This window comes from Bradyrhizobium sp. USDA 4532 (assembly GCF_024171315.1).
Taxonomy (GTDB): domain Bacteria; phylum Pseudomonadota; class Alphaproteobacteria; order Rhizobiales; family Xanthobacteraceae; genus Bradyrhizobium; species Bradyrhizobium australafricanum.
The window spans coordinates 7,672,436-7,699,360 of sequence record NZ_JALJZN010000001.1 but is presented as its reverse complement, the minus strand read 5'-3'; the positions used below and the strand labels follow the sequence as shown (position 1 = coordinate 7,699,360).

At 65.0% G+C, this 26,925-nt stretch carries 24 protein-coding genes; 9 read left to right on the top strand and 15 right to left on the bottom strand.

From position 1 onward, the window contains the following. Positions 1–176 precede the first annotated feature (176 nt). Positions 177–1,703 carry an amidohydrolase family protein gene (locus J2R76_RS35515; protein ID WP_253625554.1) on the top strand — a complete coding sequence of 509 codons (1,527 nt, stop codon included), beginning with the start codon at positions 177–179 and terminating at the stop codon, positions 1,701–1,703. 131 nt (positions 1,704–1,834) lie between these two features. Here J2R76_RS35515 and J2R76_RS35510 read toward each other — a convergent pair whose 3' ends face one another. Next, positions 1,835–2,572: an enoyl-CoA hydratase/isomerase family protein gene (locus J2R76_RS35510; protein WP_253589281.1), complete on the bottom strand. Its 738-nt coding sequence runs from the start codon at positions 2,570–2,572 to the stop codon at positions 1,835–1,837. A 130-nt stretch (positions 2,573–2,702) separates the two neighbouring features. Further along, positions 2,703–3,218 carry a cupin domain-containing protein gene (locus tag J2R76_RS35505; protein ID WP_057017016.1) on the bottom strand — a complete coding sequence of 172 codons (516 nt, stop codon included), beginning with the start codon at positions 3,216–3,218 and terminating at the stop codon, positions 2,703–2,705. Between the two features lie 146 nt (positions 3,219–3,364). Between J2R76_RS35505 and J2R76_RS35500 the strand changes: the two genes are divergently transcribed. Next, on the top strand, positions 3,365–3,568 hold the full coding sequence (locus tag J2R76_RS35500; RefSeq protein ID WP_057016940.1) for a CsbD family protein: 204 nt from the start codon (positions 3,365–3,367) through the stop codon (positions 3,566–3,568). A gap of 57 nt (positions 3,569–3,625) precedes the next feature. Here J2R76_RS35500 and J2R76_RS35495 read toward each other — a convergent pair whose 3' ends face one another. From J2R76_RS35495 to ggt, 3 genes are all read right to left on the bottom strand, one after another. After that, entirely contained in the window at positions 3,626–4,633 is a 1,008-nt protein-coding gene (locus tag J2R76_RS35495; RefSeq protein WP_057016939.1) for a D-2-hydroxyacid dehydrogenase family protein, read from the bottom strand. A 46-nt stretch (positions 4,634–4,679) separates the two neighbouring features. Continuing rightward, positions 4,680–5,138, bottom strand: a complete 459-nt coding sequence (locus J2R76_RS35490) for an FKBP-type peptidyl-prolyl cis-trans isomerase (protein ID WP_028333243.1) — start codon at positions 5,136–5,138, stop codon at positions 4,680–4,682. A gap of 262 nt (positions 5,139–5,400) precedes the next feature. After that, on the bottom strand, positions 5,401–6,987 hold the full coding sequence (ggt, locus tag J2R76_RS35485; protein ID WP_076826098.1) for a gamma-glutamyltransferase: 1,587 nt from the start codon (positions 6,985–6,987) through the stop codon (positions 5,401–5,403). A gap of 181 nt (positions 6,988–7,168) precedes the next feature. Between ggt and J2R76_RS35480 the strand changes: the two genes are divergently transcribed. Beyond that, positions 7,169–7,960 (top strand): rhodanese-related sulfurtransferase, encoded by a 792-nt coding sequence (locus tag J2R76_RS35480; protein WP_253625553.1) that lies wholly within the window; start codon positions 7,169–7,171, stop codon positions 7,958–7,960. Continuing rightward, positions 7,953–8,168 (top strand): SlyX family protein, encoded by a 216-nt coding sequence (locus J2R76_RS35475; RefSeq protein WP_028333247.1) that lies wholly within the window; start codon positions 7,953–7,955, stop codon positions 8,166–8,168. Before J2R76_RS35480 ends, J2R76_RS35475 begins: the two co-directional genes overlap by 8 nt. 29 nt (positions 8,169–8,197) lie before the next feature. On the opposite strand, the gene J2R76_RS35470 is transcribed toward J2R76_RS35475, so the two are convergent. Next, positions 8,198–9,085, bottom strand: a complete 888-nt coding sequence (locus J2R76_RS35470; RefSeq protein WP_229189553.1) for a LysR family transcriptional regulator — start codon at positions 9,083–9,085, stop codon at positions 8,198–8,200. A gap of 381 nt (positions 9,086–9,466) precedes the next feature. Between J2R76_RS35470 and J2R76_RS35465 the strand changes: the two genes are divergently transcribed. The 3 genes from J2R76_RS35465 (at position 9,467) to J2R76_RS35455 (ending at position 11,992) form a co-directional block, all read left to right on the top strand. Next, the gene (locus J2R76_RS35465) at positions 9,467–9,880 is read left to right on the top strand and encodes a TadE/TadG family type IV pilus assembly protein (protein ID WP_057016934.1); all 414 of its coding nucleotides are present in this window, start codon (positions 9,467–9,469) and stop codon (positions 9,878–9,880) included. 1 nt (position 9,881) lies between these two features. Next, positions 9,882–11,552 carry a pilus assembly protein TadG-related protein gene (locus tag J2R76_RS35460; RefSeq protein ID WP_076826093.1) on the top strand — a complete coding sequence of 557 codons (1,671 nt, stop codon included), beginning with the start codon at positions 9,882–9,884 and terminating at the stop codon, positions 11,550–11,552. 152 nt (positions 11,553–11,704) lie between these two features. Further along, positions 11,705–11,992 carry a PilZ domain-containing protein gene (locus J2R76_RS35455; protein WP_229189556.1) on the top strand — a complete coding sequence of 96 codons (288 nt, stop codon included), beginning with the start codon at positions 11,705–11,707 and terminating at the stop codon, positions 11,990–11,992. 123 nt (positions 11,993–12,115) lie between these two features. Here J2R76_RS35455 and J2R76_RS35450 read toward each other — a convergent pair whose 3' ends face one another. Beyond that, positions 12,116–12,301: a hypothetical protein gene (locus J2R76_RS35450; RefSeq protein ID WP_028333252.1), complete on the bottom strand. Its 186-nt coding sequence runs from the start codon at positions 12,299–12,301 to the stop codon at positions 12,116–12,118. Positions 12,302–12,422: 121 nt separating this feature from the next. Here J2R76_RS35450 and hemE point away from each other — a divergent pair, with 121 nt between their 5' ends. Then, entirely contained in the window at positions 12,423–13,469 is a 1,047-nt protein-coding gene (gene hemE / locus J2R76_RS35445; RefSeq protein ID WP_057016932.1) for a uroporphyrinogen decarboxylase, read from the top strand. Positions 13,470–13,649: 180 nt separating this feature from the next. Here the strand turns inward: hemE and J2R76_RS35440 are convergent, their stop codons facing one another. Genes J2R76_RS35440 through J2R76_RS35430 form a run of 3 tightly spaced genes read right to left on the bottom strand, consistent with a single transcriptional unit; the run spans position 13,650 to position 17,909 of the window. Then, positions 13,650–15,263 carry a GMC family oxidoreductase gene (locus tag J2R76_RS35440; RefSeq protein WP_253625552.1) on the bottom strand — a complete coding sequence of 538 codons (1,614 nt, stop codon included), beginning with the start codon at positions 15,261–15,263 and terminating at the stop codon, positions 13,650–13,652. A 59-nt stretch (positions 15,264–15,322) separates the two neighbouring features. Then, positions 15,323–16,912 carry a bifunctional 3-(3-hydroxy-phenyl)propionate/3-hydroxycinnamic acid hydroxylase gene (locus J2R76_RS35435; protein WP_253625551.1) on the bottom strand — a complete coding sequence of 530 codons (1,590 nt, stop codon included), beginning with the start codon at positions 16,910–16,912 and terminating at the stop codon, positions 15,323–15,325. Between the two features lies 1 nt (position 16,913). After that, entirely contained in the window at positions 16,914–17,909 is a 996-nt protein-coding gene (locus J2R76_RS35430) for a VOC family protein (RefSeq protein ID WP_253625549.1), read from the bottom strand. Positions 17,910–18,175: 266 nt separating this feature from the next. On the opposite strand from J2R76_RS35430, the gene J2R76_RS35425 reads away from it, so the two are divergent. After that, entirely contained in the window at positions 18,176–20,137 is a 1,962-nt protein-coding gene (locus J2R76_RS35425; protein WP_253625548.1) for a bifunctional diguanylate cyclase/phosphodiesterase, read from the top strand. Positions 20,138–20,168: 31 nt separating this feature from the next. Here the strand turns inward: J2R76_RS35425 and J2R76_RS35420 are convergent, their stop codons facing one another. The 5 genes from J2R76_RS35420 to J2R76_RS35400 form a co-directional block, all read right to left on the bottom strand. After that, positions 20,169–21,161 (bottom strand): PDR/VanB family oxidoreductase, encoded by a 993-nt coding sequence (locus J2R76_RS35420; protein ID WP_253625547.1) that lies wholly within the window; start codon positions 21,159–21,161, stop codon positions 20,169–20,171. A 12-nt stretch (positions 21,162–21,173) separates the two neighbouring features. Continuing rightward, complete coding sequence (locus J2R76_RS35415; RefSeq protein WP_038382468.1) at positions 21,174–21,926, bottom strand: GntR family transcriptional regulator; 753 nt, start codon at positions 21,924–21,926, stop codon at positions 21,174–21,176. A 15-nt stretch (positions 21,927–21,941) separates the two neighbouring features. Then, complete coding sequence (locus J2R76_RS35410) at positions 21,942–22,973, bottom strand: aromatic ring-hydroxylating dioxygenase subunit alpha (protein WP_256521283.1); 1,032 nt, start codon at positions 22,971–22,973, stop codon at positions 21,942–21,944. A 303-nt stretch (positions 22,974–23,276) separates the two neighbouring features. Next, complete coding sequence (locus tag J2R76_RS35405; protein WP_253625545.1) at positions 23,277–24,266, bottom strand: DUF2778 domain-containing protein; 990 nt, start codon at positions 24,264–24,266, stop codon at positions 23,277–23,279. A 261-nt stretch (positions 24,267–24,527) separates the two neighbouring features. Next, complete coding sequence (locus J2R76_RS35400) at positions 24,528–26,894, bottom strand: bifunctional diguanylate cyclase/phosphodiesterase (RefSeq protein WP_253625544.1); 2,367 nt, start codon at positions 26,892–26,894, stop codon at positions 24,528–24,530. Between the last annotated feature and the right edge of the window lie 31 nt (positions 26,895–26,925).

Genomic DNA, 26,925 nt, shown 5'->3' with positions numbered 1-26,925 from the left:
ATCGAGCATAGCAGCGGGCATGTCCGGTTGCGCGACGGGCGCATCTCGCCTCCGCCAATCCGATGCACGATTTTGTGAATGCGTTTTCCGGCAAACGGCGCGGACGACGGGCGGACTTGGTCCTAGTCTCCGCGGCGATCCGACCGGAAAAATCCGGCGAGAAGTGGGAGCGAAGAATGAGCAGCAATCTCACCGACGATGAACTTGCCGCCTTGATGCCCTCCGAACTGTGCCAGCACCAGACGCCGATCCCGACCCAGATCGTCTCCAGCGACGAATTCTATCCCGACCCGCAGAATGAACGGCAGCGCGAGGTCGAGGCGCGGCTGCTCGCGATGGCCGACGATCTCGGCGGCAAGCAGGGCCTCGACCGCCGCAGATTCTTCCAGACCGCGGCCGGCATGGCCGCCTGCTTCGTCGCGATGAACCAGGTCTACGGGGAGCTGTTCGCCGTGACGCCGGCGGAGGCCGCGACACCCGCAATGGCGCAGGAGCGCGCCAACTCCCTGAAAGACCAGTTCATCATGGACATGCACACGCATTTCCTGCGCGACGACACCCGCATCATGGGTTTTGTGGAAATGCGCAAGGCGGTCGGCAAGGCCGGCTGGAACAAGGAGCTCAACGATCACGAGCAGACCATCGAGGATCTCAAGTTCAACAACTACAAGAAGGAGATGTTTCTCGATTCCGACACCAAGATCGCGCTGATCTCCTCGGCGCCGTCGGATATCGAGCAGGACTGGTTCCTGACCAACGAGCAGATGGCCGACGCGCGCAAGAAAATGAACGACGAGGCCGGCTCGCGGCGCGTGTTCTGCCACGCCATCTTCACGCCCGGGCAGCCCGGCTGGCTCGACAAGCTCGACGCCGCATTGGCGCTGAAGCCGGAATCCTGCAAGGGCTACACGATCGGCGACAACACCCACAAGGAGATCAGCCGCTACCCCTGGCGGCTGGACGACGAGAAAGTCGCCTACAAGGGTTATGAGAAGATGGTGAAGGCGGGCATCAAGAACGTCTGCGTCCACAAGGGACTGTTTCCGCCCGGGATCGAGAAGCAGTATCCGAATCTGCGCGGCTTCGCCGACGTTGCCGATGTCGGAAAGGCCGCCAAGGACTGGCCGCAGCTCAACTTCATCATCTACCACTCGGCCTATCGCCATGTCGGCGGCGATCCGAAGGTCGCGCTCGCCGAGTTCGAGCGCACCGGCCGCGTCGCCTGGACCTCGGATCTCGCCGACATCCCGGCGCAGTACGGCGTCGACAATGTCTATGGCGACGTCGGACAATTGTTCGCGACCACGCTGGTCGCCGAGCCCAATGTCTGCGCCGCGCTGATGGGTACCTTGATCAAGGGGCTCGGCGTCGACCACATCTGCTGGGGTACCGATGCGCTGTGGACCGGCGCGCCGCAATGGCAGATCGAGGGCCTGCGGCGGCTGGAGATCCCCGAGATGATGCAGAAGAAGTTCGGCTATGCACCGCTCGGCCCCGCCGACGGGCCGGTCAAGACGGCGATCTTCGGCGACAACAACGCCCGGCTCTACAACATCCAGCCGAAGCGCGCGATGCTCGACCTCAAGGGCGATCGATTTGCGATGATGAAGGCGCAGTATGAGAAGGCTGGCGTAGAGCCGTCGAACACGCGTTACGGCTATGTGGTGCCGAACGGTGTGATCGATCACCGGGTGTTTGCGTAGGGGTTAGGCCCCGTCATTGCGAGCGCAGCGAAGCAATCCATATCTCCGCTCAGGGACAGATGATTGCTTCGTCGCTTCAGCGCAAAATTGCTTGCAATTTTGTCGCGAGCTCCTCGCAATGACGGAGAAGGTCATCGTCCCGTAAATCTCGGCTTGCGCTTCTCGCTGAACGCCCTGGCGCCTTCCTTGAGGTCGTCGCTGTCCTTGATGGCGTCGAGTTGCCGGCGCACCTCGGCGACCGTCTCCAGCGGCCCCTTCGGCATCGCGTCACGGGCGAGCTTCTTGAGCGCCTGCACCACCAGCGGCGCGTTGCCCGCGATCTTGGCCGCCAGCTCCTGCGCCGCCGCAAGGTGCTGCCCCGGTGGCGTGATGCGGTTGACGAAGCCGATCTGGTAGGCCCGCTCGGCCGACAGCTCCTCGCCGACGAGCAGGAACTCCATCGCGATCTTGTGCGGCATGCGGGCCAGCACCGAGGAGACACCGCCGCCGGTGGTGCCGATCTTGGCTTCCGGATAGACGAACCGCGTCGTCTCCGAGGCGACGCAGATGTCGGCCATCTGCACCAGAACGAAGCCGCCGCCCACCACCCAGCCCGACGTCGCCGCGATCACCGGCTTGTCGAGCTCGACACCGAGCCCGGGCACCGCCTGCCACATATTGGCGGGGAAATCCCGGACGTCGGCGCCGACGCAGAAGTACTTCTCCTCGGCCGAAGCCAGCACCGCGACGCGGTCATCGCTGTCGCGAAAGCGCCGCCAGGCTTGCTGCAACTCGTCGCACAGCGCGTTGTTGAGCGCGTTGTGCGAGGAGACGCGGTCCATCGTGATGGTCGCGACGTGGTCGGCGCTCTCGTAACGCACGAGCGTCATGCTGGCCTCCCTGGTATCTCAGCCCTTCCTGGGATGTCGTTCCGGGGCGCGCATAGCGCGAACCCGGAACCTCGAGATTCCGGGTTCTCGCTTCGCGAGCCCCGGAATGACAGCATAGCGGCGCCGCGCGCTATTTCTTCTCGTCGGGATGGCGGTGCACCGGGTCGACCCACAGCACGGTCTCCGGCTTCTCGATCGGCTCGATATCGAGGTTGATCGCAACCGCCTCGCCGTCGGAGCGCACCAGCACGCATTCCAGCACCTCGTCGCGGCTGGCATTGATCTCCTGATGCGGCACGTAGGGCGGCACGAAGATGAAATCGCCGGGGCCGGCCTCGGCGGTGAACTGCAGCTTCTCGCCCCAGCGCATCCGCGCCTTGCCCTTCACGACATAGATGATGCTTTCGAGATGGCCGTGATGATGCGCGCCGGTCTTGGCATCCGGCTTGATGCTGACGGTGCCTGCCCACAATTTCTGCGCCCCGACCCGGGCAAAATTGATCGCGGCCTTGCGGTCCATGCCGGCGGTCGACGGCACGTTCGGATCGAGCTGGTTGCCGGGAATCACGCGGACGCCGTCGTGCTTCCAGCGCTCGTCGTGATGGTGATGGTCGTGGGAATGGGTGTGATCGTGGGAACCGCTCATCATTCTTGCTTTCGTTGGCCTAATTTCGTGCGTGGAACGCTAGCGAAAAGCAGCCGCGCAGGCGAGCGGAAAATCGGAACCTCGCCGAATCGGAACATCGCCATGTTCCGGCGCGTTACCTCAGCGTATTCCGAAGGAGTAATTTCATGGGTAGCGCGACCGATAGGATCAAGGGCACGGCCAACGAGGCGATCGGCAGGTTCAAGCGGCGTCTTGGCAAGGTCACCGGCTCTCCGGCGATGCAGGGCCGAGGCGCGATCCTGGAAGCCAAGGGCAAGGGACAGAAGGCACTCGGCGGCATCAAGAGGATTGTCGGCAGGGTGACCTCAGCGGCTCACTGGCCTCGCTGAACGAGAGATGACACGGCCGCCCCATCGAGCCGGCCGATCGAGCATGAACGACGCTGCTCAGCCGCGCGGGCGCGGATGTGCCAGCACATCCGGATGTGCCAGAACATCCGGGTTCACGACATTGGTCGGCGTGCCGGCCGCGTAGGCCAATATCTGGTCGAAGATGTCGGTGAACTGGATTTCGTACTCGTCGCGCGAGACGTAGCCGAGATGCGGCGTGCAGACCACATTGTCCATGTTGAGCAGCGGGTCCGCCGTGTCGCGCAGCGGCTCCTTCTCGTAGACGTCGATCGCGGCCATGCCTGGCCGGCCGGCACGCAACGCGTTGACCAGCGCGCCGGGCTCGATCAGCGGCGCGCGGCTGGTGTTGACGATCAGCGCGGTCTGCTTCATCCGCGCGAGGTCTTCCGCCTTGACGATGCCGCGCGTCGCGTCGACCAGCCGCATATGCAGCGACAGCACGTCGCAGCGGGCGAAGAAATCCGCCTTGCTGGCTGATGTCTCATAGCCGTCGGCACGCGCCTTCGCCATCGCCGGCTCGCGCGCCCAGACCAGCACATTCATGCCGAACGCCTTGCCATAGCCCGCGACCACGGCGCCGATGCGACCATAGCCATAGATGCCGAGCGTCTTGCCGCGCAGCGTATGGCCAACGCCGATCTGCCACTTGCCGGCCTTGAGCGCCGCCATCTGTTGCGGGATCGCGCGCATCGCCGCAAGGATCATGCCCCAGGTGAACTCGGCGGTGGCGTAGGACGGCGTATCGGCATGCTGGCTCGACGACACGATGATGCCGAGCCGCGTGCAGGTGTCGATGTCGATATGCGGATAGACGCTGCGCTGGCTGATCAGCTTCAGCTTCGGCAGACGTTCGAGCAGCGGCGTGCGGATCTGGGTTCGCTCGCGGATCAGGACCAGCGCTTCGGTATCGCGCAGCCGTTCGGCGAGCGCATCGACGTCCTGGACATGATCGTTCCAGATCTTGACGTCATACCCGTCGAGCTTGCGGTAGCAATCGAGGGTGCGCAGCGTGTCGAAATAATCGTCGAGGATCGAAATCTTCATCGCTGCGCCCCTGTTGCTGTGGGCCGGTTACTTGACGCCCATCGGCTTATTTGACGCCAAGCAGCTCGACGTCGAACATCAGCGTGGCGTTTGGTGGAATCACGCCGCCGGCGCCGCGCGCGCCGTAGCCGAGGTTCGGCGGGATGATCAGGGTGCGCTTGCCGCCGACCTTCATGGTGGCGACGCCCTCGTCCCAGCCCTTGATCACGTGACCCTGGCCGATCGGAAACTCGAACGGCTCGTTGCGATCGACGGAGGAATCGAATTTCTTGCCCTTCTGGCCGTTCTCGTAGAGCCAGCCGGTATAGTGCATGACGCAGGTCTGGCCGGTCTTCGGCGAGGCGCCGGTGCCGACCTTGCTGTCGATGATCTGGAGGCCTGAAGCTGTGGTCATGGGCTTTCCTGCAGTTTGGGCCGTTGCCGTCCCGCTGACAACGGACGTGGAGACTGCCGCCGCAAGGCCGGCAAATGCAGTCTTGATGATCGTGCGTCGGGAAGATCGCATCTTGCACCTCTCGTGAAGGACGGCCGTCTCTAGCCCAGTGCGGGTCGAATCCCTAGCCATTTTTCAGTGACCGGCCATGCCGGCGTCGCGGTCCAGCGCAAAATCGCCGAGCAATGGCGACGACGCGCTCGCGATGAGATCACCGATCAGTTGCGCCGCCAGATACGAGTAGGTGATGCCGGTGACGGGCTTCCGTCGGGCAGGACTAGCACCCCCCGCGACAACAACCTTGTTTGCACCGGCCCCTGATCGCCCGCGACAATCAGTAGCCGAGCGCGCAGCCGTCCTTGCGCGGGTCGGAGCCGCCCGTCAGCGTCCCCTTGTCCCAATCGATCCAGATGCCCTGCCCGCCGCCGAGCGGCGCGACCACGCTGGTGGTCTTGTGACCGATCTTCTTCAGGCCTTCGACGATCTCCGCCGGCACAGAGTCCTCGAGCTGGTAGACCCCTTCGTAGTGCAGGCCGCGCGGCATATCGATGGCTTCCTGAATGTCGCAGCCATAGTCGAGCATGTTGGTCAGCACACGGGTCTGGCCGACCGGCTGGTACTGCCCGCCCATCACGCCGTACGGCATCAGCGCACGGCCGTTCCTGGTGACCAGCGCCGGGATGATGGTGTGCAGCGGACGCTTGCCCGGTGCGATGCAATTCGGATGTCCGGGCTGGATGCGGAAGCCGCCGGCGCGGTTCTGCAGCAGGACGCCGGTCTTGTTGGAGACGATCGCCGAGCCGAACGAATGCGCGATCGAATTGATGAACGAGCAGACGTTGCGATCCTTGTCGACCACCGTGATGTAGACCGTCGACGGATTCATCGGCGGCGCGACGTTCGGCAGTTCGAGCAGCCGGTCCATCCGGATGTTCTTGATGTGCTCTTCGGCGAATTCCCTGGCGAGGATGCCGGCAACGTCGACATGCACGTGCTGGGGATCGCCGATATGCTGCTCGCGCATCATGTAGGCGATGCGTGCCGCCTCGGCCTCGAGATGGAAGCGCTCGATGCTGAGCGGCTTGAACTTGGTCAGGTCGAAGCGCGACAGGATGTTGAGCATGACCAGCATGGTGATGCCGGGGCCGTTCGGCGGGCACTGCCAGACGTCGTAGCCCTTGTACATCGTGCCGATCGGCGAGGTCGCCTCGGTCGAGTGCGCGGCGAAGTCCTCGAGCGTGTGCAGGCCGCCGATGCCGCGCAGCGTGTCGACCATGTCGGCGGCGATCTCGCCGCTATAGAAGGCGTCGCGGCCCTTTTGCGCGATCGCGCGCAGCGTCTTGCCGAGCTCGGGCTGGCGGATCACGTCGCCGGCAACCGCGGGCCTGCCGTGCGGCAACAGATAGCGCTCGGTGTTGGTGCCGTTCTTCAGCTTCTCGAAGCCGTTCTTCCAGTCGAAGGCGATGCGCGGCGCGACCACGTAGCCCTCTTCGGCGGCCTTGATCGCGGGCTGCAGCAGCCGGTCGAAGCCGAACTTGCCGTGGTCCTTCAGGATCACGTCCCAGGCATCGACCGCGCCGGGAATGCTGACCGCATGTGCCGAGGTCAGCGGCACCGAATGGATCTTGCGCTCGAGATACCAGTCGGCGGTCGCCGCCATCGGCGCCCGGCCGCTGCCGTTATAGGCGGTGATCTTGCCTTCCCCCCTCGGCTGGATCAGCGCGAAGCAGTCGCCGCCGATGCCGGTCGATTGCGGCTCGATGACGCCGAGCAGCGCACAGGCTGCAACCGCCGCGTCGGCGGCCGTGCCGCCCTCGCGCATCACCTCGATGGCCGCGAGCGCCGCTTCCGGATGCGACGTCGCCACCATCGCGTTCTGGGCGTGGACCGTGGAACGGCCGGCGAAATGGAAATTCCTCATAACGGAGTGCTCGCTTGATCGTGATGGTCTGATGCGGCTGCGGCGGATGATGCCAAGGGAGTACAAAGTACATGGCACACTCATCCCCGGCTGAGCAATGCCTGGCATGCCAGGGGAATTATCCCGACAATGCATGGCTTTGCGGGTTTCGCCGGCCTGGCCGGCCTGATAAACCCCGGCGATGCCCTTCAAGGTCGCCGCCTTCTACCAGTTCGCCGCGCTGCCGGACTTCCGCGCGCTGCGCGAGCCGCTGCGCGCGTTCTGCGCCGCGCTCGATCTCAAGGGCAGCGTGCTGCTCGCCCATGAGGGCATCAACGGCACCATTGCCGGCACCGGCCAAGCCATCGATGACTTCGTTGCGGAGCTCAGGCACGGAGCACTGTTCGGCGGCCGCCTCGACAATCTCGAGCTGAAGTTCTCCGAAGCGGCGCAGATGCCATTCCAGCGGCTCAAGGTGCGGCTGAAAAGGGAGATCGTCACGCTCGGCGACACCACGGTCGATCCGACGCGGCAGGTCGGCACCTATGTCGATGCCGCCGACTGGAACGAGCTGATCGCCGCGCCTGACATCATGGTGCTCGATACCCGCAACGCGTTCGAGGTCGCGATGGGCACGTTCGAAGGCGCGGTGGATCCCAGGATCGCGAGCTTTGGACAATTCAAGGAATTTGCGGCGCGGCACCTCGATCCGGCCAAGCACCGCAGGATTGCGATGTTCTGCACCGGCGGCATCCGCTGCGAGAAGGCCAGCGCCTATCTGCTCGCGCAAGGTTTTGCCGAGGTCTATCACCTCAAGGGCGGCATTCTGAAATATCTCGAGGAAACCCCGCAGCTGGACAGCCGCTGGCGCGGCGACTGTTTTGTGTTCGACGAGCGTGTCGCGCTCGGCCACGGCCTGCGCGAGCGTGCGGGTGCGCGTTCGAGCGACGCGGAGCGCGAGAGTACCCCCTGCGAGGCTGCCGTCCATGAATGACACGGCCAAGCTGAGCGAGCGGATCGATGCGCTGGAGGTTCGCCTGACCTATCAGGACGAGGCCATCGAGACGCTGAACCAGACCATCACGGCACAATGGAAGCAGATCGACGCGCTGACGCGCCAGATCGCCGAGTTGCGCGACCGGCTTCAGGAGGCCGAACGCCAGGCGCCCGGCCCCGCCAACGAACGCCCACCGCACTATTGATCGGTGCCGCCGGACCGCGGCAGCACCAGCTACATGTTGCTCACCTGACGCATCGGCTTCGCGCCGCTGAAGAACAGGCTGGACAACCGCTGCACCATCGCCGTGGCGCGGCTGCCTTCGAGACCAGGGCGAACGCACAGCAGGCGCTTCTGCAACGGAAGCTCCGGAAGATAATAGTCCTTCGCCGAGATCAGCGAGGACGGGATCATCCGCTCGGGGCACGCCGTCAGGCCGTACCCGGCCCGGGCGGCTTCCAGTCGCAGCTGGTGGTTCGGGCTCCTGAACACGATCTTGTACGTGATGTTGTGCTTGGTGAGCGTCCGGATCATCCAGTCGTCACCTGGCCAGGCCAGGATCGGGATCGGGGCGCCCGGCCGCAGCACAAAATCGCGCGATCGCACCCACACCGACCGCTCCTCGGCTTCGGCGGCGATCGTCACCTCGTCTTCGTTCTCCTGCGAAGGGTTGCTGTAGACGAACGCGATGTCGATGTAGCCGTCGATCACCCCCCTGATGACGGCCGGTGACATGTCGGCGTGCAGCAGAACGTCGGCGAGTGCATCGGAGGGATGCAGCTTCAGGAATTCCTCCGCGAGCATCGTGCTGATTCCCAGCCGCAACGGCTGGGGTCCTTCATGATTGCCGCCGAGCCGAAGCAGTTGATCGTTGGCTTCGAGGATGCGCCTCGCCTGCTGCACGGCGACCTTGCCGAGCTCGGTGGTCGTGGTGCCGTTTGCGGTTCTGACGAAGAGTGCGCCACCAATCAGGCTTTGCAGGCGCTTGACCTGCGAACTGATCGCCGGCTGGCTGAGGCCGAGACGCTCCCCGGCTTTCGACAGGCTGCCTGTCTCCGCGATCGCAACGACGGTACGAACGATTTCAGTAGGAATATTCAAATGCTGACGCGGTCTATGCATCGCGAGCCCTCCAGTCTCAGCACGGGACGCAATTCCAATCTCCACAGTATGCCATCAGGCTATACTAACATTTGGTTGCACTTTCGTTTAGCCACAATTACCCGCCAAGGCACTGATATTGCAGGTCATATGTATTGTTACGTGCATTGCTCCGCATATCACGGTATCCAACAACTACATCTCCACACGCTGCAGCACCTCAACCGCACCACACCCCGGGTTTTTGCGGGTATCGCATCAAATATTCTGATCGCCCCATAATGCTTCACTGACCCGATAAGTCTGAATTGCGGCCGCTGATTCGTGAAAGCGTTTTCATAGTTTTCCTTAATCAAAGCCTCGCAACGTGACGTCGTCGTTGGCGTTTCGAGGTGTGTTGCAATGACCAGTTTTTTTCGCTGCCGAAGCGGTGCGTCCGCCGTCGAATTCGCGCTGATGCTGCCGCTGTTTCTTGCCTTCATTTTCGGCATCATCGTCTTCGGCTCGTATCTCGCCATGGTGCATGGCGTTCAGCAACTCGCCGCCGAAGCGGCGCGGTCATCCATCGCGGGAATGACCGACACCGAACGCAACAGCCTCGCGACGAGCTATGTCACCGCCAACGCGTCGACCTATCCATTGCTCGTTCCCGGCAATCTCACGGTCAATGCCGCGCCGTCTCCATCGAATGCCAACGTCTACGTCGTGACGGTCAACTACAACGCGGCCGGCAACTTCATCTACAAGCTGCCCTTCGTCCCCGCCCCGGCGAGCACCATCGTCCGCTCCGCGGCGATTCAGTACGGGGGATTCTAGGATGAGAGGCGTCCTCATGCTGATGCGGCGCTTCGGCGCCGACGAACGAGGAAACTTCGCGATGATCAGCGCCGGCCTGATGACGCTCCTGATCGGGTGCGCCGGGCTCGCCATCGATCTCGGCACGATCTTCGCCGACCGGCGCAAGACGCAGAGCACCGCCGATCTCGCCGCGATCGTCGCCGCCGCCAACCTGAACAATCCGGTCAACGCCGCCACCGCGACGGTGACGCAGAACAAGTACCCGGCCAGTGCGCTGGTCAAGGTCGAGACAGGAACCTACACCGCAAACAGCGCCATCGCGCCGCAGGCCCGTTTCGTGACCCCGGCGGTCGGCACTCCCAACGCCGCGCGGGTCACGCTGAACACCCAGACCCCGCTCTACTTCGCGCGGTACCTCACCGGCGCGAACAGCTTCACCATCAAGACGACCGCCACCGCGACATCGACCGAAATGGCCTCGTTCGCGATCGGGTCGAGGCTGCTCTCGGTCAACGGCGGCGCGCTCAATGCGCTGCTCGGCTCGATGCTCGGCACCACGCTGTCGCTCTCGGTGATGGACTACAATGCGCTGATCAGCGCCAAGATCGACGCCCTGGACTTCCTGTCGGCACTGGCGACCCGGGTCAACCTGACCGGCGTCACCTATAGCGACCTGCTGAGCAGCAACATCAAGGTCGGCGACATCGTCGCGTCGGCGCTGACCACCCAGCAGATCACCAACGGCGCCAACGCGGCGACCACAGCGCTGTCGACGATCTCCCAGGCCGTCACCGGCTCCACCACCAAGATTTCGCCGGGCACGCTGGTCGACCTCGGTCCCTTCGCCAATCTCACGGTGGGGCAGAAACCCAAGGTCGGCGCCAGCGTTTCGGTGTTCGACCTGATTTCCACGGTGGCCCAGATCGCCAACGGCAACCATCAGATCGCGACCTCGATCAATCTCGGCCTGCCCGGCATCGCCAACGTCTCCGTGATCGCAACGATCGGCGAGCGACCGGTCGGCTCGAGCTGGATCGCGATCGGCACCCAGGGTGTGAGCGTCCACACCGCGCAGACCAGGATCCTGGCGACGATCAATGTGCTCGGCTCCGGCACCGTGTCTGCGATCAATCTCCCGGTCTATGTCGAGGTCGCCTCGGGTACCGCGACACTCAACGCGGTGTCCTGCGGCCACCCCAACATCAACACCTCGCAGGTCACGATCGGCGTGACGCCTGGGATCGTGGATGCATGGATCGGCAACGTCACGATCGCCGACATGACCAACTTCACGACCAAGCCCAATCCGCCGCCGGCGACACTGGTCAACCTTGGTCTCGCCACCGTCACCGGCCTCGCCCATGCCGGCATGGGCAACACCACGCCGACCAATGTCAATTTCAGCTACAGCGACATCCAGTCGGGCACCAAGAAGACGGTGACGACGACCAACTTCCTTTCATCGCTGACAGGAAGTCTGCTCGGCGACCTCTCGCTGACCATCAATCTCGGCCCGCTCGGGCTGCCGATCCCGGGATTGGGGGCGCTCGTCATGAGCATCCTGAACGGCGTGACGAGTTCAGTCGATCAGGTGCTGGCGTCGCTGCTCGCGACGCTCGGCATCGGGCTCGGCCAGGTCGACGTTTGGGTGCTGGGCATCCGCTGCGATGGCGCCGTGCTGGTGAACTAGAGCATGATCCGGAAGAGTACGAAGCGGTTTTCCCTCGCGACAAACGCAAAGCGTTTGCGCGGAGATCATGCTCGAACAAGAAGCGAAAGCGCGACCATCGCGCTTGAGGGGACCGATCGCGACGGGCATCACATCGGGGGTAGGAGACTGCCGTGAGCACAACGATAAGATACAAGACCGACAGCCAACGAACGATCCTGCTGAAGCGCGGGACGATCTTCTTCCGCAACAGCAGTGTCGGATGTCTTGTGCTCAACCTCTCGACCGGCGGCGCGGGGCTCGCCGTGGAAAGCGACGTCGCAATCCCGCTCGCGTTCGACCTCGAGATCGAGAGCGAACCGATCCGGCGGCACTGCATTGTGGCCTGGCGCCTGGAGCGCCGGCTCGGCGTGACCTTCGAATCTGACCGGATGCAGCGCCCCGCAAGCGGCCCCGTCTAGACTATCCCGGCGATCACGGTATGCGGACGGGCCCGGTGCTCCGGGCCATCGCTCCGCGGCGAATAGTTCGCCGCATGTGGAACTCTCTTGGCATCGTGGTTAGCAGGCGCTGGCATACACCAGCTAATTGTCCCGATTGCCGTCGTGCTTTGACGGCGCGGGCTGCGTGGCGCTGACCGGATCGGAGGCCGGGAAGGTATCCTCGAGCCCCTCCTTCAGCCGGGTGCGGGCCTTGCGGTCGGCAGCCTGCGCCTCGTGCGGCTTCTCGGCATGCTTGTCGTGCGGGGCAGGATCGAATTTGTCGGCCATGTCGTCCCTCCATTCGGGGGACAACGCGGCCGCGCAAAGGGGGGTTCCAGAACCGCCTTGGCCCATTGCGCTGCAGCGTGTATCAGGGGCGCAAATTTGACCGTGATCAGGAACTATCCGCGTGCCCCAGGATCCCACCAAGAAGCCGCTCATCGACGTGCTATCGGGCCACCGCCAGGCCGTGCCGCCGCTCTGGATGATGCGGCAGGCCGGCCGCTATCTGCCGGAATATCGCGAGCTGCGCGCCAAGGCCGGCGGCTTCCTCGATCTCTGCTTCACGCCCGAATTCGCCGCCGAGGTCACGCTGCAGCCGATCCGCCGGTTCAACTTCGACGCCGCGATCATCTTCTCCGACATCCTGGTAATCCCCTACGCGCTCGGCCGCTCGGTGCGCTTCGAGGCCGGCGAAGGACCGCGGCTCGATCCGCTGGCAACGCCCGGCGAAATCGCGACGTTGGCAACCGATGCCAACTTCGACACGCTCGAGCCGGTTTTTGAAGCACTGCGCCGCGTCCGTCGCGAACTCGCCCCCGAGATCGCACTGATCGGCTTCTGCGGCGCACCGTGGACGGTTGCGACCTACATGGTGGCCGGACAGGGCACGCCGGACCAGGCACCCGCGCGGATGCTTGCCTACCGCCATCCGGATGCGTTCGCCAAGATCATCGACGTGCTGGTCGAGAACTCGATCCACTATCTCGTCGGCCAGTTGAAGGCCGGCGCCGACTGCCTGCAGATCTTTGACACCTGGGCCGGCGTGCTGCCGCCGCGCGAGTTCGCCCGCTGGGCGATCGAGCCGACCCGGCGCATCGTGGCCGGGGTGCGCAAGCAGGTCCCCGATGCCAGGATCATCGGCTTCCCGCGCGGCGCGGCAGGCATGCTGCCGGCCTATATCGAGCAAACCGGCGTCGATGCGGTCTCGATCGATTGGGCCACCGAGCCGTCGATGATCCGCGAGCGCGTGCAAAGCCGCGTCGCGGTGCAGGGCAATCTCGATCCGCTGGCCCTGATCGCCGGCGGCGCCGCGCTCGACCGCGCGGTGGACGATGTGCTGGAGAACTTCGGCAAGGGGCGGATGATCTTCAATCTCGGGCACGGCATCCTCCCCGAGACGCCGATCGCCCATGTCGAGCAGATGGTCGCACGGGTGCGCGCGTATAAGGGCTGACGTCCAGTCGCCCACTCTATCACCGTCACCCCCGCGCAAAGGCTTCGCCTTTGTCGCTGGAGGAGCGCGCTCTTGCGCGCGTCTCGAAGGGTCGACGGCCCGGAGCTTTCCGAGCCGTCAGACCGGGGCCGTGCATCCTTCGAGACGCGCTACGCGCTCCTCAGGATGACGGATGGCGTCCTACCTCGCATCCTCCAGGATCATGTCCGACGCTTTCTCCGCGATCATGATCGTCGGCGCATTGGTGTTGCCCGACATCAGGTCCGGCATGACGGACGCATCGACCACGCGCAGACCTTCGATGCCGCGCACCTTGAGCCGCTGGTCGACCACCGCGAGCGGATCGTTGCCCATCCGGCAGGTCGAGGTCGGATGATAGACCGTGCTTCCGGTGCGCCGGCAGAAATCGAGCAGGTCGTCGTCGCTGACCACCTTGGCGCCGGGATCGACCTCGCCCACTGAATAGGATTTCAGCGCCGGTGCCGCCAGGATCTTGCGCAGGATACGGATGCCGTCGATGAAGGCGCGGCGATCGGTCTCGGTCGCCAGATAGTTGATGCGGATTTCCGGCGGCACGCCCGGGTCCGCGCTCCTGATCTTCAGCGAACCGCGGCTCTCCGGACGCAGCTGGCAGACCGAGGCCGTGAAGCCCGAGAACGGATGCAGCTGCTCGCCCATCTTGTCGGTCGAGAACGGCAGGAAGTGGATCTGGATGTCGGGCGAGGCAAGCCGCGGGCTGGTCTTGAAGAACGCGCCCGAGGTGCCGGCGGCGATCGTCAGCGGCCCCTTGCGCAGCGCGGCGTAGCGGAGGCCCGCCATGACGCGGCGCACGGGATGATTGATGACGTCGTTCAGCGTGACGGTCTGCGCGCAGCACGTGACGATGCGGACCTGCATGTGGTCCTGCAGGTCGTTGCCGACGCCGGGCGCATCGAGCACGATGTCGATGCCGTGCTGCTTCAACAGATCGGCAGGGCCGACGCCGGAGAGCTGCAACAATTGCGGCGAGTTGTACGCACCGCTCGATACCAGCACCTCCCTGCGCGCCTTGGCCTTGCGCAATTGCCCGTTCTGCTTGTAGGCGACGCCGCTCGCGCGCTTGCCGTCGAACAGGATGCGCTGCGCCAGCGCCGAGGTCTCGACATGAAGATTGCCGCGCGTCAACGCCGGCCGCAGATAGGACCGCGCCGTCGAGGCGCGCCGGCCGCGCCGCGTCGTGGTCTGGAAGAAGCCCGCGCCCTCCTGGGTCGCGCCGTTGAAATCCGGATTGGTGGGAATCCCGACCTCGGCTGCGGCATGCACGAAGGCCTCCGACAGCGGATCATGATGCCGCCAATCCGACACCGGCAGCGGGCCGCCGGCGCCGTGATAGGTGTTGGAGCCACGCTGCTGATCTTCCGCCTTCCGGAAATAGGGCAGGACGTCGTCATAGCCCCAGCCGGCATTGCCGCGCTGGCGCCAGCGGTCATAGTCCTCATGCTGGCCGCGCACATAGAGCAGGCCGTTGATCGAGCTGGAGCCGCCGAGCACCTTGCCGCGCGGCTGGAACACCTGCCGCCCGTTCAGGCCCGGCTCGGGCTCGGTCTGGTACATCCAGTTGACGGATTTTTCCTTGAACAGCTTGCCGTAGCCGAGCGGCACATGGATCCAGATGTTGCTGTCCTTCGGGCCGGCCTCGAGCAGCAGCACCGAGTGCTTGCCGTCAGCGCTCAGGCGGTTGGCGAGCACGCAACCGGCCGAGCCGGCACCGACGATGACGTAATCATACTCCGCCGCATCGTTATTGTTGTTCACTGGTTTCCCCCGGAATTTCTTTCTTCCGGTGGTACAGACAAAGCGCAGCCTTGAAAAGACTAGTGCCCTGCGCTGAGGTTCTGGAGCAGTTGCCCGACAAGCATACTGAGCTCGCCGGCATTGCGCGCGGCGCCGAAGACGTAGCGGTCCGGCCGCACGATGACGGCCGCGGAGTCATGCTGCCGCATCCAGTCCGCGAACAAACTGTCGCGTTCGATCACGGTCAGGATACCGCCTCGATCGGCGCTTTCGCCTGATGTGGCGATGACGACGCGCTCGCCTGATAGACGCTGCCAGGCGGCAGCGGACGCGTCCGACAGCCACGCCATCCGCTCCGCCGCGGTCGTCACGATCGCGAATTCCGGCTGCAGCAGATCGTCGAGCCGGCACGTCCGCCCATCCGGCGCGCGCACATGCGGCTGCACGAACAGCCGCCCGGCAAGCGCGGCATCGCGCGCGATCAGGCCGGAGACGAGATCGGGGATGAATTTCTGCCTGATGGTTTCGGCCTTGCCGGCCTTCAGGTCGGCGCGCAGCCGCATGTCGCGTTCGACGGCGGCCACCGGATCGAGCTCGCCGATGATCTTGCCGAACTCCTTGGCGCTGGCGACGACGGCGCGGACATGCGGCTTGCGCTCGATCTCGTAACTGTCGAGCAGCGCACCGCCCGCGTCGCCGCGAAGAACCAGCCGCAACTTCCAGGCCAGGTTCACCGCATCGCGGATACCGGCGCACAGCCCTTGCCCGAGGAACGGCGGCGTCTGGTGCACGGCATCGCCCATCAGCAGCACGCGGCGGTCGCGCCAGCGCCGGCCGAGCAGCGCGTGAAAGCGATAGACCGCCGAGCGCCAGATCGTCAGGTCGGAGATATCGGTGAAACCCTTGAGCAGCGTCACGACGTTGTCGGGCGCGCCGGCCGCCTCGGGGTCCTCGCCGGGCAGCAACTTGATCTCCCAGCGTCGCAAATTGCGCGGACCCGGCACGAAAGTGCCGGGACGCGACGGCCAGCAATACTGAAAGCTCTTGGCCGGCCGCTTGGCGGGATCGCTGGTCAGCGTGTCCACCACCATCCACCATTCATCGAAGGCGAGGTCGTCGAGGCCGATGCCGAGCTGCTTGCGGACGAAGCTGTTGGCGCCGTCGGAGCCGACCAGATAGCGCGCGCGGATCAAGAACTCCTCACCGGACTCGCGGCGCGCCGTCAGCATCACCGCGCCATCGTCCTGCTGCAGCGCCACGCCCGTGGCCGCAAGGAAAATGTCGGCATGCGGATAGTCGCAGAGCTTGTCGCGCAGCGCCTGCTCGACGTCCGGCTGCACGAAGGTCACGTTCGGAATCCAGCCGAGCGGGAACGGCGGCGGCATCGGGTCGAAGATCTTGATGATCTCGCCGTCGACGCCGAGATAGTGCGAGCCGTTATGCGGGGCGATCGCCTGCTCCATGAAATCGCCGAGCCCGATCGCCTGCAGCACGCGCAGCGCCTCGTGGTCGAGCGTGATCGCGCGCGGCTTGTCGTAGATGTCGGCAACGCGCTCGACGATGGCGACCCTCAAGCCGGATTTCGCGAGCAGGTTGGCGAAGATGGCACCGACCGGCCCGAGGCCGACGATGGCCACGTCATGGATGGGATTATCGGCTGACAATGACATGCTACTTCGCGAGGTAGCTCTCGAGCGTCAGCGGCTTCGGCTTCACCTCGGGTTCGCGGATCGCGACACCTTCGAACGGCGTCGCCTCCTCGAACCAGGCCTGCCGCGCCGGCAACCCCCACGGGAACGAGATCGTGTGGTCGGACGGATCCCAGCCGACCGGCTCGTTCTCGATGTCCATGATCTGATAGTGGGTGTTGAACAGCTCGACGCGATGCCCGTCGGGATCGCGCATGTAGACATACATCGCGTGTCCCGGCCCATGACGCCCGGGGCCGCGTTCAACCGCCGCGCCATAGCCGAGCTCGCCGGCGACATCGCAGGCGTTGAGCAGATGATGAACTTCGGGCGCGAGAAATGCGAAATGATGCAGCCGCGGTCCGGCGCCGTTGAAGAACACGATGTCGTGCGGATTGCCCTTGCGCTGCAGGAACACGCCGCGCAGGTCGAAGGTATCAGCGGGCGCGATGTATTCGCTGAGCCGGAAGCCTGCCGCGGTGTAGAACTCGCACGCCTTGCGCAGCTCCGGCGTCAGCACCTGGTAGTGATCGAGCCGCAGCGCCGAGCCGCCGGCATGGCGGGTGAATTTGGTGATCATGCGCGACTCGACCGGCATGGTCGCGCAGAACTCCAGCGGCGTGCCGGCCGGATCGGTCGCATGCAGGGTGCGGCCCTGATGCGGCACTTCGGCCCAGGCGGCCCGGCATCCCTGCGCCTCGAAGAAGGCCTTGAGCCGGTCGAGGTCACCGTCCTGAAAGACCCGCAGGCCGAGCCGCGCGCAGGCGGTGCTCTCGCCTTTGCGCAACACAAGGCTGTGATGACAGGCCTCCTCGACGCCGCGGAAATAGAGTGCGCCGCCCTCCTCCGCGGTCAGGATCAGCCCGATCACCTTTTCGTAGAACTGCCGGCTCGCCGCAAGATCACGAACGCTCAGGACGACATGGCTGGCTCGCGTAATACGGAACCCGGGATCGTGGTTCGTGATCGGGAGGCTCATGCGCACCTTCTGGTTTTTGCCGTTCGCGGGAACCCGACTCATTGCGAAAAACCCGCGGGGGATCAAGCAGCGCGGCGCGCGGCAAGCTTTGCCGCTCCGTGACCCCGCGTCACGCACTTGTATCGATTTGTTAGCAATGCCCGCCGGTGGAACCGAAGGAGCGGCCCGCCGCGGCACGGTCCGTTCCAATAGTTCATAGTTTGTCAAAGGTTTGCAGAGAATTCTTCGCCACGGCGCCATGGCCAAACCGGGCAGGCAACGTAGTGATGCGTACCCATCTGAGATCATATTTCGCGACCCTGTTCGCCGGCGACCTCGCGGCCTTCGGTGCACCACCGACGGATGAAGCGCTTGCCGGCCACATCCGCGCCGAACAGGTCTCGCTGGTGCTCGGCTATTCCTTCGGCATCATGCTGGCCAATGCCTGCAACGCGATGGTGCTGGCGATTGCGCTGTGGCAATCGCCGGACTGGGCCTTCGCGCTGGTGTGGGCGGCCGCGGTGGGCAGCGCGGCGCTGTTCTTCGGCCTGCAGGCGCGGGCATCGCGCCGCATCGCCAAGCCGCAATTCGTGTCGCGCCGAACCATGTACCGGCTGGTGCGCAATGCGCTGGCGCTCGGGACGGCCTGGGGCGTCGTCCCCGTCGCCTTCTTCGCGAACGCATCGAGCGGCGCCCAGCTCGTCATCACCTGCCTGTGCGCCGGAATGCTGGCCGGCGGCGCCTTCGCGTTCTCCACCATCCCGATCGCCGCGATTGCGTTCACCGCGCCGATCTTCGTCGGCACCGCGATCTGCCTCGGCCGGGACGGCGATTTCGTCTACCTCCTGATGGCCGTGCTGGTCGTGGTCTACGGCTCGGTGCTACTGCGCGGCGTGTTCGTCAACGCGTTCGAGTTCAGGCGGCGGATCATCGCCCAGCACGAGGCCGAACGGACGGTGAGGCAGGATCCGCTGACGCATCTGCCGAACCGCGTCGCCTTCAATGAAGCGCTCAACAGCGCACTGAACCGGCTGGCGCGGTCGGGCGAAGAATTCGCGGTGCTGCTGCTCGATCTCGATCGCTTCAAGGAGGTCAACGACAGGTTCGGCCATCCGGCAGGCGACGAGTTCCTGGTGCAGGTCGCGGCCCGGTTGCAGCGCTGCACGCGCGCGGCCGAACATGTCGCACGGATCGGCGGCGACGAATTCGCCCTGATCATGTCGAATCTGGCAAGGCCCGAGGATGCGCTGGCGATCGCCGAACGGTTCGTCGCGGCCTTTGCCGAGCCGTTCCCGATCGACGGGCTGGAGGTCAACCGCATGGTCAGCATCGGCATCGTGCTGGCGCCCCGAGACGGCAGCACGTCCCACGACCTGCTCAAGCATGTCGACATCGCGCTTTACCGGGCGAAGAAATCCGCGCCCGGTACCATCTGCTTCTTCGAGGCTAGCGACGACCGGTCGGCGCGCGACCGCCGCGCCTTGCAGCGGGATCTCGAGCACGCGATCGAGGCGGACGAGCTGTTTCTGGTCTACCAACCGTTCCTCGACATCCGCAAAGGCCGCGTCACCGGCTTCGAGGCCCTGCTGCGCTGGCAGCATCCGACGCGCGGCCTGATCCCGCCGACCGTCTTCATCCCGATCGCCGAGGAAAGCGGGCTGATCCACCAGCTCGGCGAGTGGGTGATCCGCCACGCTTGCGCGATGCTGTCGCGCTGGCCGGATGACATCCGGATCGCGGTCAATTTCTCCGCGGTCCAGTTCCAGAACGTCGGCATCCTGCAGACGATCGTCGACGCTCTGGCCGAGGCGAACGTCGCGCCGAACCGTCTCGAGATCGAGATCACCGAGTCGATGCTGATCTCGAAATACGGATCGGCGCCCGCGATCCTGCACGCGCTGCTCGAGCTCGGCCTGACGGTCGCGCTCGACGATTTCGGCACCGGCTTCTCGTCGCTGACCTATCTGCGCAAGCTGCCGTTCAGCCGTATCAAGATCGATCAATCCTTCATCCGGGACATGCTGACCCAGCCGGACTGCGCCGCGATCGTCAAATCGGTGATCGGCCTCGCGCAGGAGCTGCAGATCGGCGTCGTGGCCGAAGGCGTCGAAACCGCGGATCAGCTCGAATATCTGCGCCAGACCAGTTGCGATGAGGTCCAGGGCTATCTGATCGGGCGGCCGATGTCAGGCAGCGAGATCTCCGCACTGCTCGATCACGATCCGCAGCACTCGGTGCACGCGGCGTAACGCCGATCGACCGTCCGCGCCGATCGGCTCGTCAGGGCGTGTCCGACCGATGCAGGGTGTCGACCGTGATGGTGCCGCGGGCGCGCGACACGCAGGCGCAGATCTTGCGGCTCTCCCGCTTCTGATGGTCACTGAAGAAGACGTCGCGATGGTCGATCTCGCCGTCGACATCGACCACGTCGAGCGCGCAGACCCCGCATTCACCGCGCCGGCAGTCGTTCATCACCTCATGACCGGCTTCGTTGAGCACGTCCAGCATCGACCGGTCGCGCGGGATGACGAACTCGGTCCCCAGCTCAGTCCCCTCGCCCCTGAGCCGCACGCGGAACGGCTCGGTCGGCAGCAGCCCGCTCGATCCAAAGGTCTCGTAGCGCAAGTCGGAGAGCGGGCGGCCGGATTCCTCCCAGGCGCGCCGCGCCGCGTCCAGCATCCGCATCGGGCCGCAGAACAGTGTCATCGTGTCCTGCGGCAGCGCCGAAAAGACGCGCTCGAGGTCGAGCCGCCTGCCTTCGTCGCCGGCGTGGACGGTGAGGCGGTCGCCGAGCGCACGCTCAAGCGGTTCAAGATAGACCGCATCGCCGCGCGTGCGCACGGCATAGTGCAGCGTCACGCCGGCGTCGCGGCGGGCGAGCGCCTGTGCCGCACCGACGATCGGCGTGATGCCGATGCCGCCCGCGATCAGGCAGAACTGCCGCCGCGTCCAGTCGAGCTGCACCAGCGAGGTCGGCAGCGTGATGTTGAGGCGCACGCCCGGCGCGAGCGACCACATGTAGCGCGAGCCGCCGCGGGAATCCGCTGCGCGCCGAACTGCGATCCGGTAGCCCTGCGGATCGACTTCGCCGACCAGCGAATAGGAGCGGGTCTGCGGCTGGCCTTCGATGGTGACGCCGACATCGATATGGCTGCCGACCGGATAGGGCGCGCCCGTAAAGTTATCCGGCCGCAGCAGGAATTCACGGATGCCGGGCGTGAGGTCGCGCACGGCGAGCAGCGTGGCGGGTGTCCAGGTCTCGATGAATCGCATGGCGTTCTCCGCTCAGCCGGCTGCCGAATTGATCAGCGCCAGCGCCGGCAGCAGATCGAGATGGCTGCGGTTGCGCAGCGCCAGCCGCAGATTGCGTGCCGCAAGCCTTGCGTGCTCGCGCATGATCGCCTCGGCGCGCGCGCCCTCGCGGTTCTCGATGGCGTCGACCACAATGCGATGGTGATCCTGCGCGATCAGCAGGATCTGACGCGCCTCGGGCAACGCCGATTGCGCCATCACGAAGCCGCTCGGCGAGGCGAATGGCAGCGCCGAGGCGCGGTCGATCTGCCGGATCAGCGGCGGGCTGCGCGACAGCTCGGTGAGCAGCGCGTGGAAGCGCGCATTGAGCGCGACATAGGACGAAAAGGCTTCGACCGAAATCGGATCCTGCCGCACCAGGCCGTCGATCTCGTTGAGGCATTCCTTCAGCGGCTCGAGATCGCGCGACGAGACGCCGCGCTCGGCGGCGAAGCGCGCGGCCAGTCCCTCCAGCGTGCCGCGCAGCTCGATCGAATCGAGAATGTCGCGCTCGGAAAATGCCTTGACCATGAAGCCGCCGGAAGGGATCGCCTCCAGCAGGCCTTCCTCCTCCAGCCGGACCAGCGCCATCCGCACCGGCGTGCGCGACACGCCGGTGAACTCGACCGCCTGCAGCTCCGAGATCCGCTCGCCGGGCCGCAGGCCGCCGGAGAGAACGAGGTCGCGCAGCGCAAGCTGCGCCCGCACGGTCTGCGACACTGAACGATCGGTCTCGCGTTCCGCCATGGGCTCGCCCCTCGTCTACTTGGCAGCCTGCAGCTGCTGCGGCGGATTTTCCTTCGCCACCATGCGGTCGATGACGCGCCGTGCCCACATTGCGCCGGCGTCGATGTTGAGATTGTAGAACACCCGGTCCGGATTCTCGTCCATCGCCCGCTGCTGCGCTTCCAGGATGATCTCATCCTCATGGAAGATGCCGGCGACGCCGTCGCGGATTTCGCTAGTCAGCCGCTGCTCGGTAATGCGGTGATTGCGGACGAACGCCCAGAAGTAATGGCAGGTCTTCTCGGTCTCGGGCGTGATCGTGTTCAGCACATAGCCGTTGACGCCCTGCGAACGATCGCCCTCCGGCGCGCCCGAACCGGCCGGCGCGACGCCGACGTCGATGTTGACGGTGCACGGCGCTTCGAAGCGGATGATCTGCCAGCGATCGACCGGGCCCGGCTTCTGCAGCTGCTTGGCCCAGAACGGCGGCGCCTCGATGCCCTTCATCCAGCGCGTTACGGTGACCGTCTTCTCGCCATGGGTGACGTCGAACGGCGCCTCGGCGACCGCATCATTGCCGATGCTCGAGCCGTGCACGAAGGTCTCGTGCGTCAGGTCCATCAGATTGTCGACGACGAGGCGATAGTCGCAATTGACGTGAATGGTCTTGCCGTCGCCGGCCCAGGCCGGATCGTGGTTCCAGTGCATGTCTGGCACCAGCGCCGGGTCGGCAAGCGCGGGATCCCCCATCCAGAGCCAGATGAAGCGGTGGCGCTCGACGACGGGATAGGCGCGGACGCAGGCCGACGGATTGATCGTCTCCTGCGAGGGCATGAAGGTGCAGCGGCCCTGCGCATTGTATTTCAAGCCGTGATAGCCGCAGACCACGGCATCGCCATCGAGCCGGCCCTTGGAGAGCGGCACGAGGCGGTGCCAGCAGGCATCCTCCAGCGCCACCATCTCGCCGTCGCCCTTCCGGTACATCACGACATGCTTTCCGCAGATCGTCCGCGGCAACAGCGCGTGCTTGATCTCGGCATCCCAGCCAGCCGCGTACCATGCGTTCATTGGAAAGGGTTTTGGCACTGGTCCGCCTCTCAGCGTTTATGAATACGCTATGTATACATCGTATTCGCAAAATAGGCAAATATGAGGTATCAAGGTATTTATGTCCGATTTTCAGTATACATAATTGCACCGTGTCGGGAAGACTATCAAGCCGGCGCCGCCTCCAGGGAGAGCTGGCGACAACGTGGTGCAATTTTCCGAGACGATGGGAGAAGCAGCTAGGCCGCGCTGGAGGCGGTCAGCGGATCGAAGGCTGGAATCTGCAAGAGCCTGCGCAATTTGCCGGAGACGCCGGCGCGCTGCCTATGAGTTCGACGCCGCGCGGGTCGAGGCCGACTGGACATCTTTGATGTTGATGACGACGGCGATGCGCTTGATCGTGCCGCTGCGGTAGGCCTGCAGGAACTTGTCGTAGTGCTTGACCGAGATGCAGCCGTTGGAGTCGCCATTCGGTCCGAGCATGTAGCTGTGGACCAAGAGGCCAACGCGCCCGAACGTGTCGCTGCCATCGACCGGGGTCATGCGCAGCGCGGGCACGCCGTGGAACAGCTTCTCGCGCGGCTTCATCTCATAGATGCCGGGCGGCGTCGCGCCGGCGTTGCGGGCATTCACGTGCGCCGGATCGTCGAGCAGATTGCCGAGGCCTGAATGCGCCTCGAACTTGGTGCCGTCGGGCATGTACACGATGCGGCCGGTGATGTCGTAGACCGCCGTCGTGCTGTCATAGCCGAGCTTGCCGAGATCGGGGCTCGGACCGGACAACAATCCGTCATTCGGATCGAGCGAGGCCAGCCGCATCTTGCCCGGCATCATGTCGGCAATCTTCTGCAGGAACGTCCGGTTGTCGCCCTGCTGCACCGGCGCCTGTGGCGGTGGCGGCTGATCGTTACGCGCAAGCAGATTGGCCTCGGCCGGCCGCGACCGCGGCATCGGCACGGTGGACGTCGTCGCTGTGGTCGTGGCGGCGACGGACGCCGTCGCCGCCTGGCTGGTCGGCAGTTCGGTCTGCGTGTCGCGCAGCTGGCCGGACAGCGCGTCCTCGATCTGGCCGAACTCGGAATTGAAATCGCCGCGGCTCGAACGGAACCCGCGGCGCAGTGGATAATAGAGTGAGGCCGAATTGATCGTGGAGCGCGAGCCGAAGCGATCGTCGAAGTTCAGCGAGGCGGTGGTGTTGGCGAGCGCCGGACCGTGAAGCCAAGCGGTGGGGTCGATGCCGACCATCCAGGCTGCAAGGCCGGACGACAGGGCAAGCGCGCTCACGGCAAATGCCGTGCTGCCCACCAGAGACATGCCGCGGCTCGACTTGCGCCGGGCAGGTTTCGTCGTTCGTTGACCCATCAATCCCCAAGTTCGGTGCTCTGGGGCCTGTTACCCGGCCCACCGGGATTCACCGATCACTCATCATATCAGGGAATTAGAGTAAGGCATAATCGAGACAAAGCGCACAACGAGAGGTTTTTTAAACGTTTTTCGGATGGAAAGTGCCAGAGAATCAGCCTTGGGCGGGCTGAATTGACCGAAAATGTCCCGATTCGGGACGATTTCGGCGGCTCAGGCGATCTTTTCTTCCCAGAGAGTGAGCACCGGGACCGGCTTCCCGATGGCGTAACCCTGGGCGTAATCGACCCCGATCTGGCGCAGCTCGTCCAGGATCGCGAGGTTCTCGACAAATTCCGCGACCACCTGCTTCTGCATGATCTTCGCGGTCTTGGTGATCATCTCGACCATCGCCCGATCGACCTTGCTGTTCAGGATCTCCTTCACGAACGAACCGTCGATCTTGATGATGTCGACCGGCAGGTGCTTCAGATAGGCGATCGAGGACATGCCGGTGCCGAAATCGTCGAGCGAGAAGCTGCAGCCGATCTCGCGCAGCCGCGCGATGAACTTCTGCGCCTCGTCGAGGTTCGAGATTGCGCTGGTTTCGGTGATCTCGAAACACACCGATGCCGGCGAAACGTCAAGCTGCGCGAACAGCCCGGCGACGAAGTCGACGAAGTCGCTGTCGCCGATGGTGGCGCCGGACAGGTTGATGGCGTAGCTCGCAATCTTGCGCGGCTGGTGCTTGCGCTCGGCGATGATCTCGAAGGCGCGGCGAACCACCCAGCGGTCGATCAGCGGCATCAGCCCGTAGCGTTCGGCGGCGGGCAGGAAACTGCCGGGCGGCACCAGCGCGCCGCTCTCGTCGCGCAGGCGCAGCAAGAGCTCGCGCCGGTCGTTGCCCTTCAGCACGCCGTTCACCGGGCGGATCTCCTGCTCGTAGAGGCAGAAGCGCCCCTCATCCAGTCCCTTGCGAATGCGATTGACCCAGCTCATCTCGGCAACGCGCACGGCCATGCCGGTGTCGGACGGGCGGTGCTCCTGGACGCGATTGCGTCCCTTGTCCTTGGCAAGGAAACAGGCAACGTCGGCAAGCCGCAACGCGTCCTGCACGCCGGCGCTGTCGGCCAGCCCGACCAGGCCGATGCTCGCGCTGATCCGGAAGCTCGATCCCTCATAAATGAAGTTCGACTGCTCGATCACCGCCCTGACCCGCTCCGCAACGTCGGCAGCGACGTCGTGCGTCGCGGAGCCGTCGTCACGCAGGAGAATGCCGAACTCGTCGCCGCCAAGACGCGCGACGAGGCCGCTGCTGCCGACTTCGGTCGCCAGCAGCCTCGCCACCTGCTTCAGCAACCGGTCGCCCGCCATGTGGCCGCAGGTGTCGTTGACGATCTTGAACTGATCAAGATCGATCAGCATCAGGTCGGCGCCGACGGCCGGCGAGCCCGACATCGCTTTGTGCAGTTCGAACTCGAACTGCCGGCGGTTGGCAAGGCCGGTGAGCGCGTCATGCGAGGCAGCCCGCGCCAATTCCTCGACCAGCCGCCGCTCGGCGGTCATGTCGTGAATGATCATGACGCGGCCGGCCGGTTCTCCGGCATACACGATCGGGGTCTCGACCACCGAGACCGGCACGCTGGAGTGGTCCGGCCGCACCAGGAGCTGCGGCCGGCTTTCGTCGTCGGCGTCGAACGATCCGCGCACCGGCTGTTCGGCAATGTTGAACAGCGACGACAGCGGCCGTCCCGTCACCTCCTGCCCTGCCGCGATGAGCCGCTGCGCGGCGGCGTTCATGTAGTCGACCCGATCGTCCTGCGTCGTCACGATGACGGCATCGCCGATCGACGCCAGCGTGAGCTGGGCGCGCTCCTTCTCGACCGCGAGCGCGGTCTCGGCAAGCCAGCGCCGCCACAGCATCCGCCGCGTATGGACCAGCACGATGCCGGCAAGGCAGGCCGCGATCACGAGGTTGACCAGCAGCAGCAGCGCGGAGACCTGACGCGACGCCTTGCCCAGATGATCGGAGAAATCGACGGCGAGCGTGCTCAGCGCCGCATCAACCGTACCGATCCGTTCGGCCCAATGCCTGATGGTCGCAGCCGACGGATCGTGCAGCGCGACGTCGCTCGCCGCCTCGTTCCGGATTTCAATCAGCTGATCGAGCAGCGCACCCGAATTGCGCCATGCCGTCACCGCGCCGGCCACGTGGTGCATCGTGCGGAAATATTTGAACAGCCAGATCAGGCCGCCGATGTCGTCATCATGATTACCTGCCCTGGCGAAGCCGGCCCTCGCCACCGCGTCATTGTCGCCCGGCGCTTCCAGCGCGCGCCGCGCCGTGCGATCGGCCAGCGGCACCGCGATCGCGGCATCGAACTTCTGCAGATAGATCGGCGCACCGGTGCTGACATAGGTCTGCAGGTAGTGGATGGCGTCCTTCTGCCCCTTCGACCACATGCTTTCGCCGGCCACATAGGCCCTGACCGCGGACATCACCTGCAGGCTGCCCGTCGACAGGCCGCCCAGCAGCAACACGATGGCCAGCAGCGGTCCCACCACCCGCCACAACGACCAGCTTCGAAACGAAAAGAACATGCCCAATGCGCCCCGACCCTGAAATTTATCG

Bases quoted from the DNA above. Each gene is read 5' to 3' on its own strand.
- J2R76_RS35515 (WP_253625554.1), top strand. From the start codon at position 177: ATGAGCAGCAATCTCACCGACGATGAACTTGCCGCCTTGATGCCCTCC.
- J2R76_RS35510 (WP_253589281.1), bottom strand. From the start codon at position 2,572: ATGACGCTCGTGCGTTACGAGAGCGCCGACCACGTCGCGACCATCACG.
- J2R76_RS35505 (WP_057017016.1), bottom strand. From the start codon at position 3,218: ATGAGCGGTTCCCACGATCACACCCATTCCCACGACCATCACCATCAC.
- J2R76_RS35500 (WP_057016940.1), top strand. From the start codon at position 3,365: ATGGGTAGCGCGACCGATAGGATCAAGGGCACGGCCAACGAGGCGATC.
- J2R76_RS35495 (WP_057016939.1), bottom strand. From the start codon at position 4,633: ATGAAGATTTCGATCCTCGACGATTATTTCGACACGCTGCGCACCCTC.
- J2R76_RS35490 (WP_028333243.1), bottom strand. From the start codon at position 5,138: ATGCGATCTTCCCGACGCACGATCATCAAGACTGCATTTGCCGGCCTT.
- ggt (WP_076826098.1), bottom strand. From the start codon at position 6,987: ATGAGGAATTTCCATTTCGCCGGCCGTTCCACGGTCCACGCCCAGAAC.
- J2R76_RS35480 (WP_253625553.1), top strand. From the start codon at position 7,169: ATGCCCTTCAAGGTCGCCGCCTTCTACCAGTTCGCCGCGCTGCCGGAC.
- J2R76_RS35475 (WP_028333247.1), top strand. From the start codon at position 7,953: ATGAATGACACGGCCAAGCTGAGCGAGCGGATCGATGCGCTGGAGGTT.
- J2R76_RS35470 (WP_229189553.1), bottom strand. From the start codon at position 9,085: ATGCATAGACCGCGTCAGCATTTGAATATTCCTACTGAAATCGTTCGT.
- J2R76_RS35465 (WP_057016934.1), top strand. From the start codon at position 9,467: ATGACCAGTTTTTTTCGCTGCCGAAGCGGTGCGTCCGCCGTCGAATTC.
- J2R76_RS35460 (WP_076826093.1), top strand. From the start codon at position 9,882: ATGAGAGGCGTCCTCATGCTGATGCGGCGCTTCGGCGCCGACGAACGA.
- J2R76_RS35450 (WP_028333252.1), bottom strand. From the start codon at position 12,301: ATGGCCGACAAATTCGATCCTGCCCCGCACGACAAGCATGCCGAGAAG.
- J2R76_RS35435 (WP_253625551.1), bottom strand. From the start codon at position 16,912: ATGTCATTGTCAGCCGATAATCCCATCCATGACGTGGCCATCGTCGGC.
- J2R76_RS35430 (WP_253625549.1), bottom strand. From the start codon at position 17,909: ATGAGCCTCCCGATCACGAACCACGATCCCGGGTTCCGTATTACGCGA.
- J2R76_RS35425 (WP_253625548.1), top strand. From the start codon at position 18,176: ATGCGTACCCATCTGAGATCATATTTCGCGACCCTGTTCGCCGGCGAC.
- J2R76_RS35420 (WP_253625547.1), bottom strand. From the start codon at position 21,161: ATGCGATTCATCGAGACCTGGACACCCGCCACGCTGCTCGCCGTGCGC.
- J2R76_RS35415 (WP_038382468.1), bottom strand. From the start codon at position 21,926: ATGGCGGAACGCGAGACCGATCGTTCAGTGTCGCAGACCGTGCGGGCG.
- J2R76_RS35410 (WP_256521283.1), bottom strand. From the start codon at position 22,973: ATGAACGCATGGTACGCGGCTGGCTGGGATGCCGAGATCAAGCACGCG.
- J2R76_RS35405 (WP_253625545.1), bottom strand. From the start codon at position 24,266: ATGTCTCTGGTGGGCAGCACGGCATTTGCCGTGAGCGCGCTTGCCCTG.
- J2R76_RS35400 (WP_253625544.1), bottom strand. From the start codon at position 26,894: ATGTTCTTTTCGTTTCGAAGCTGGTCGTTGTGGCGGGTGGTGGGACCG.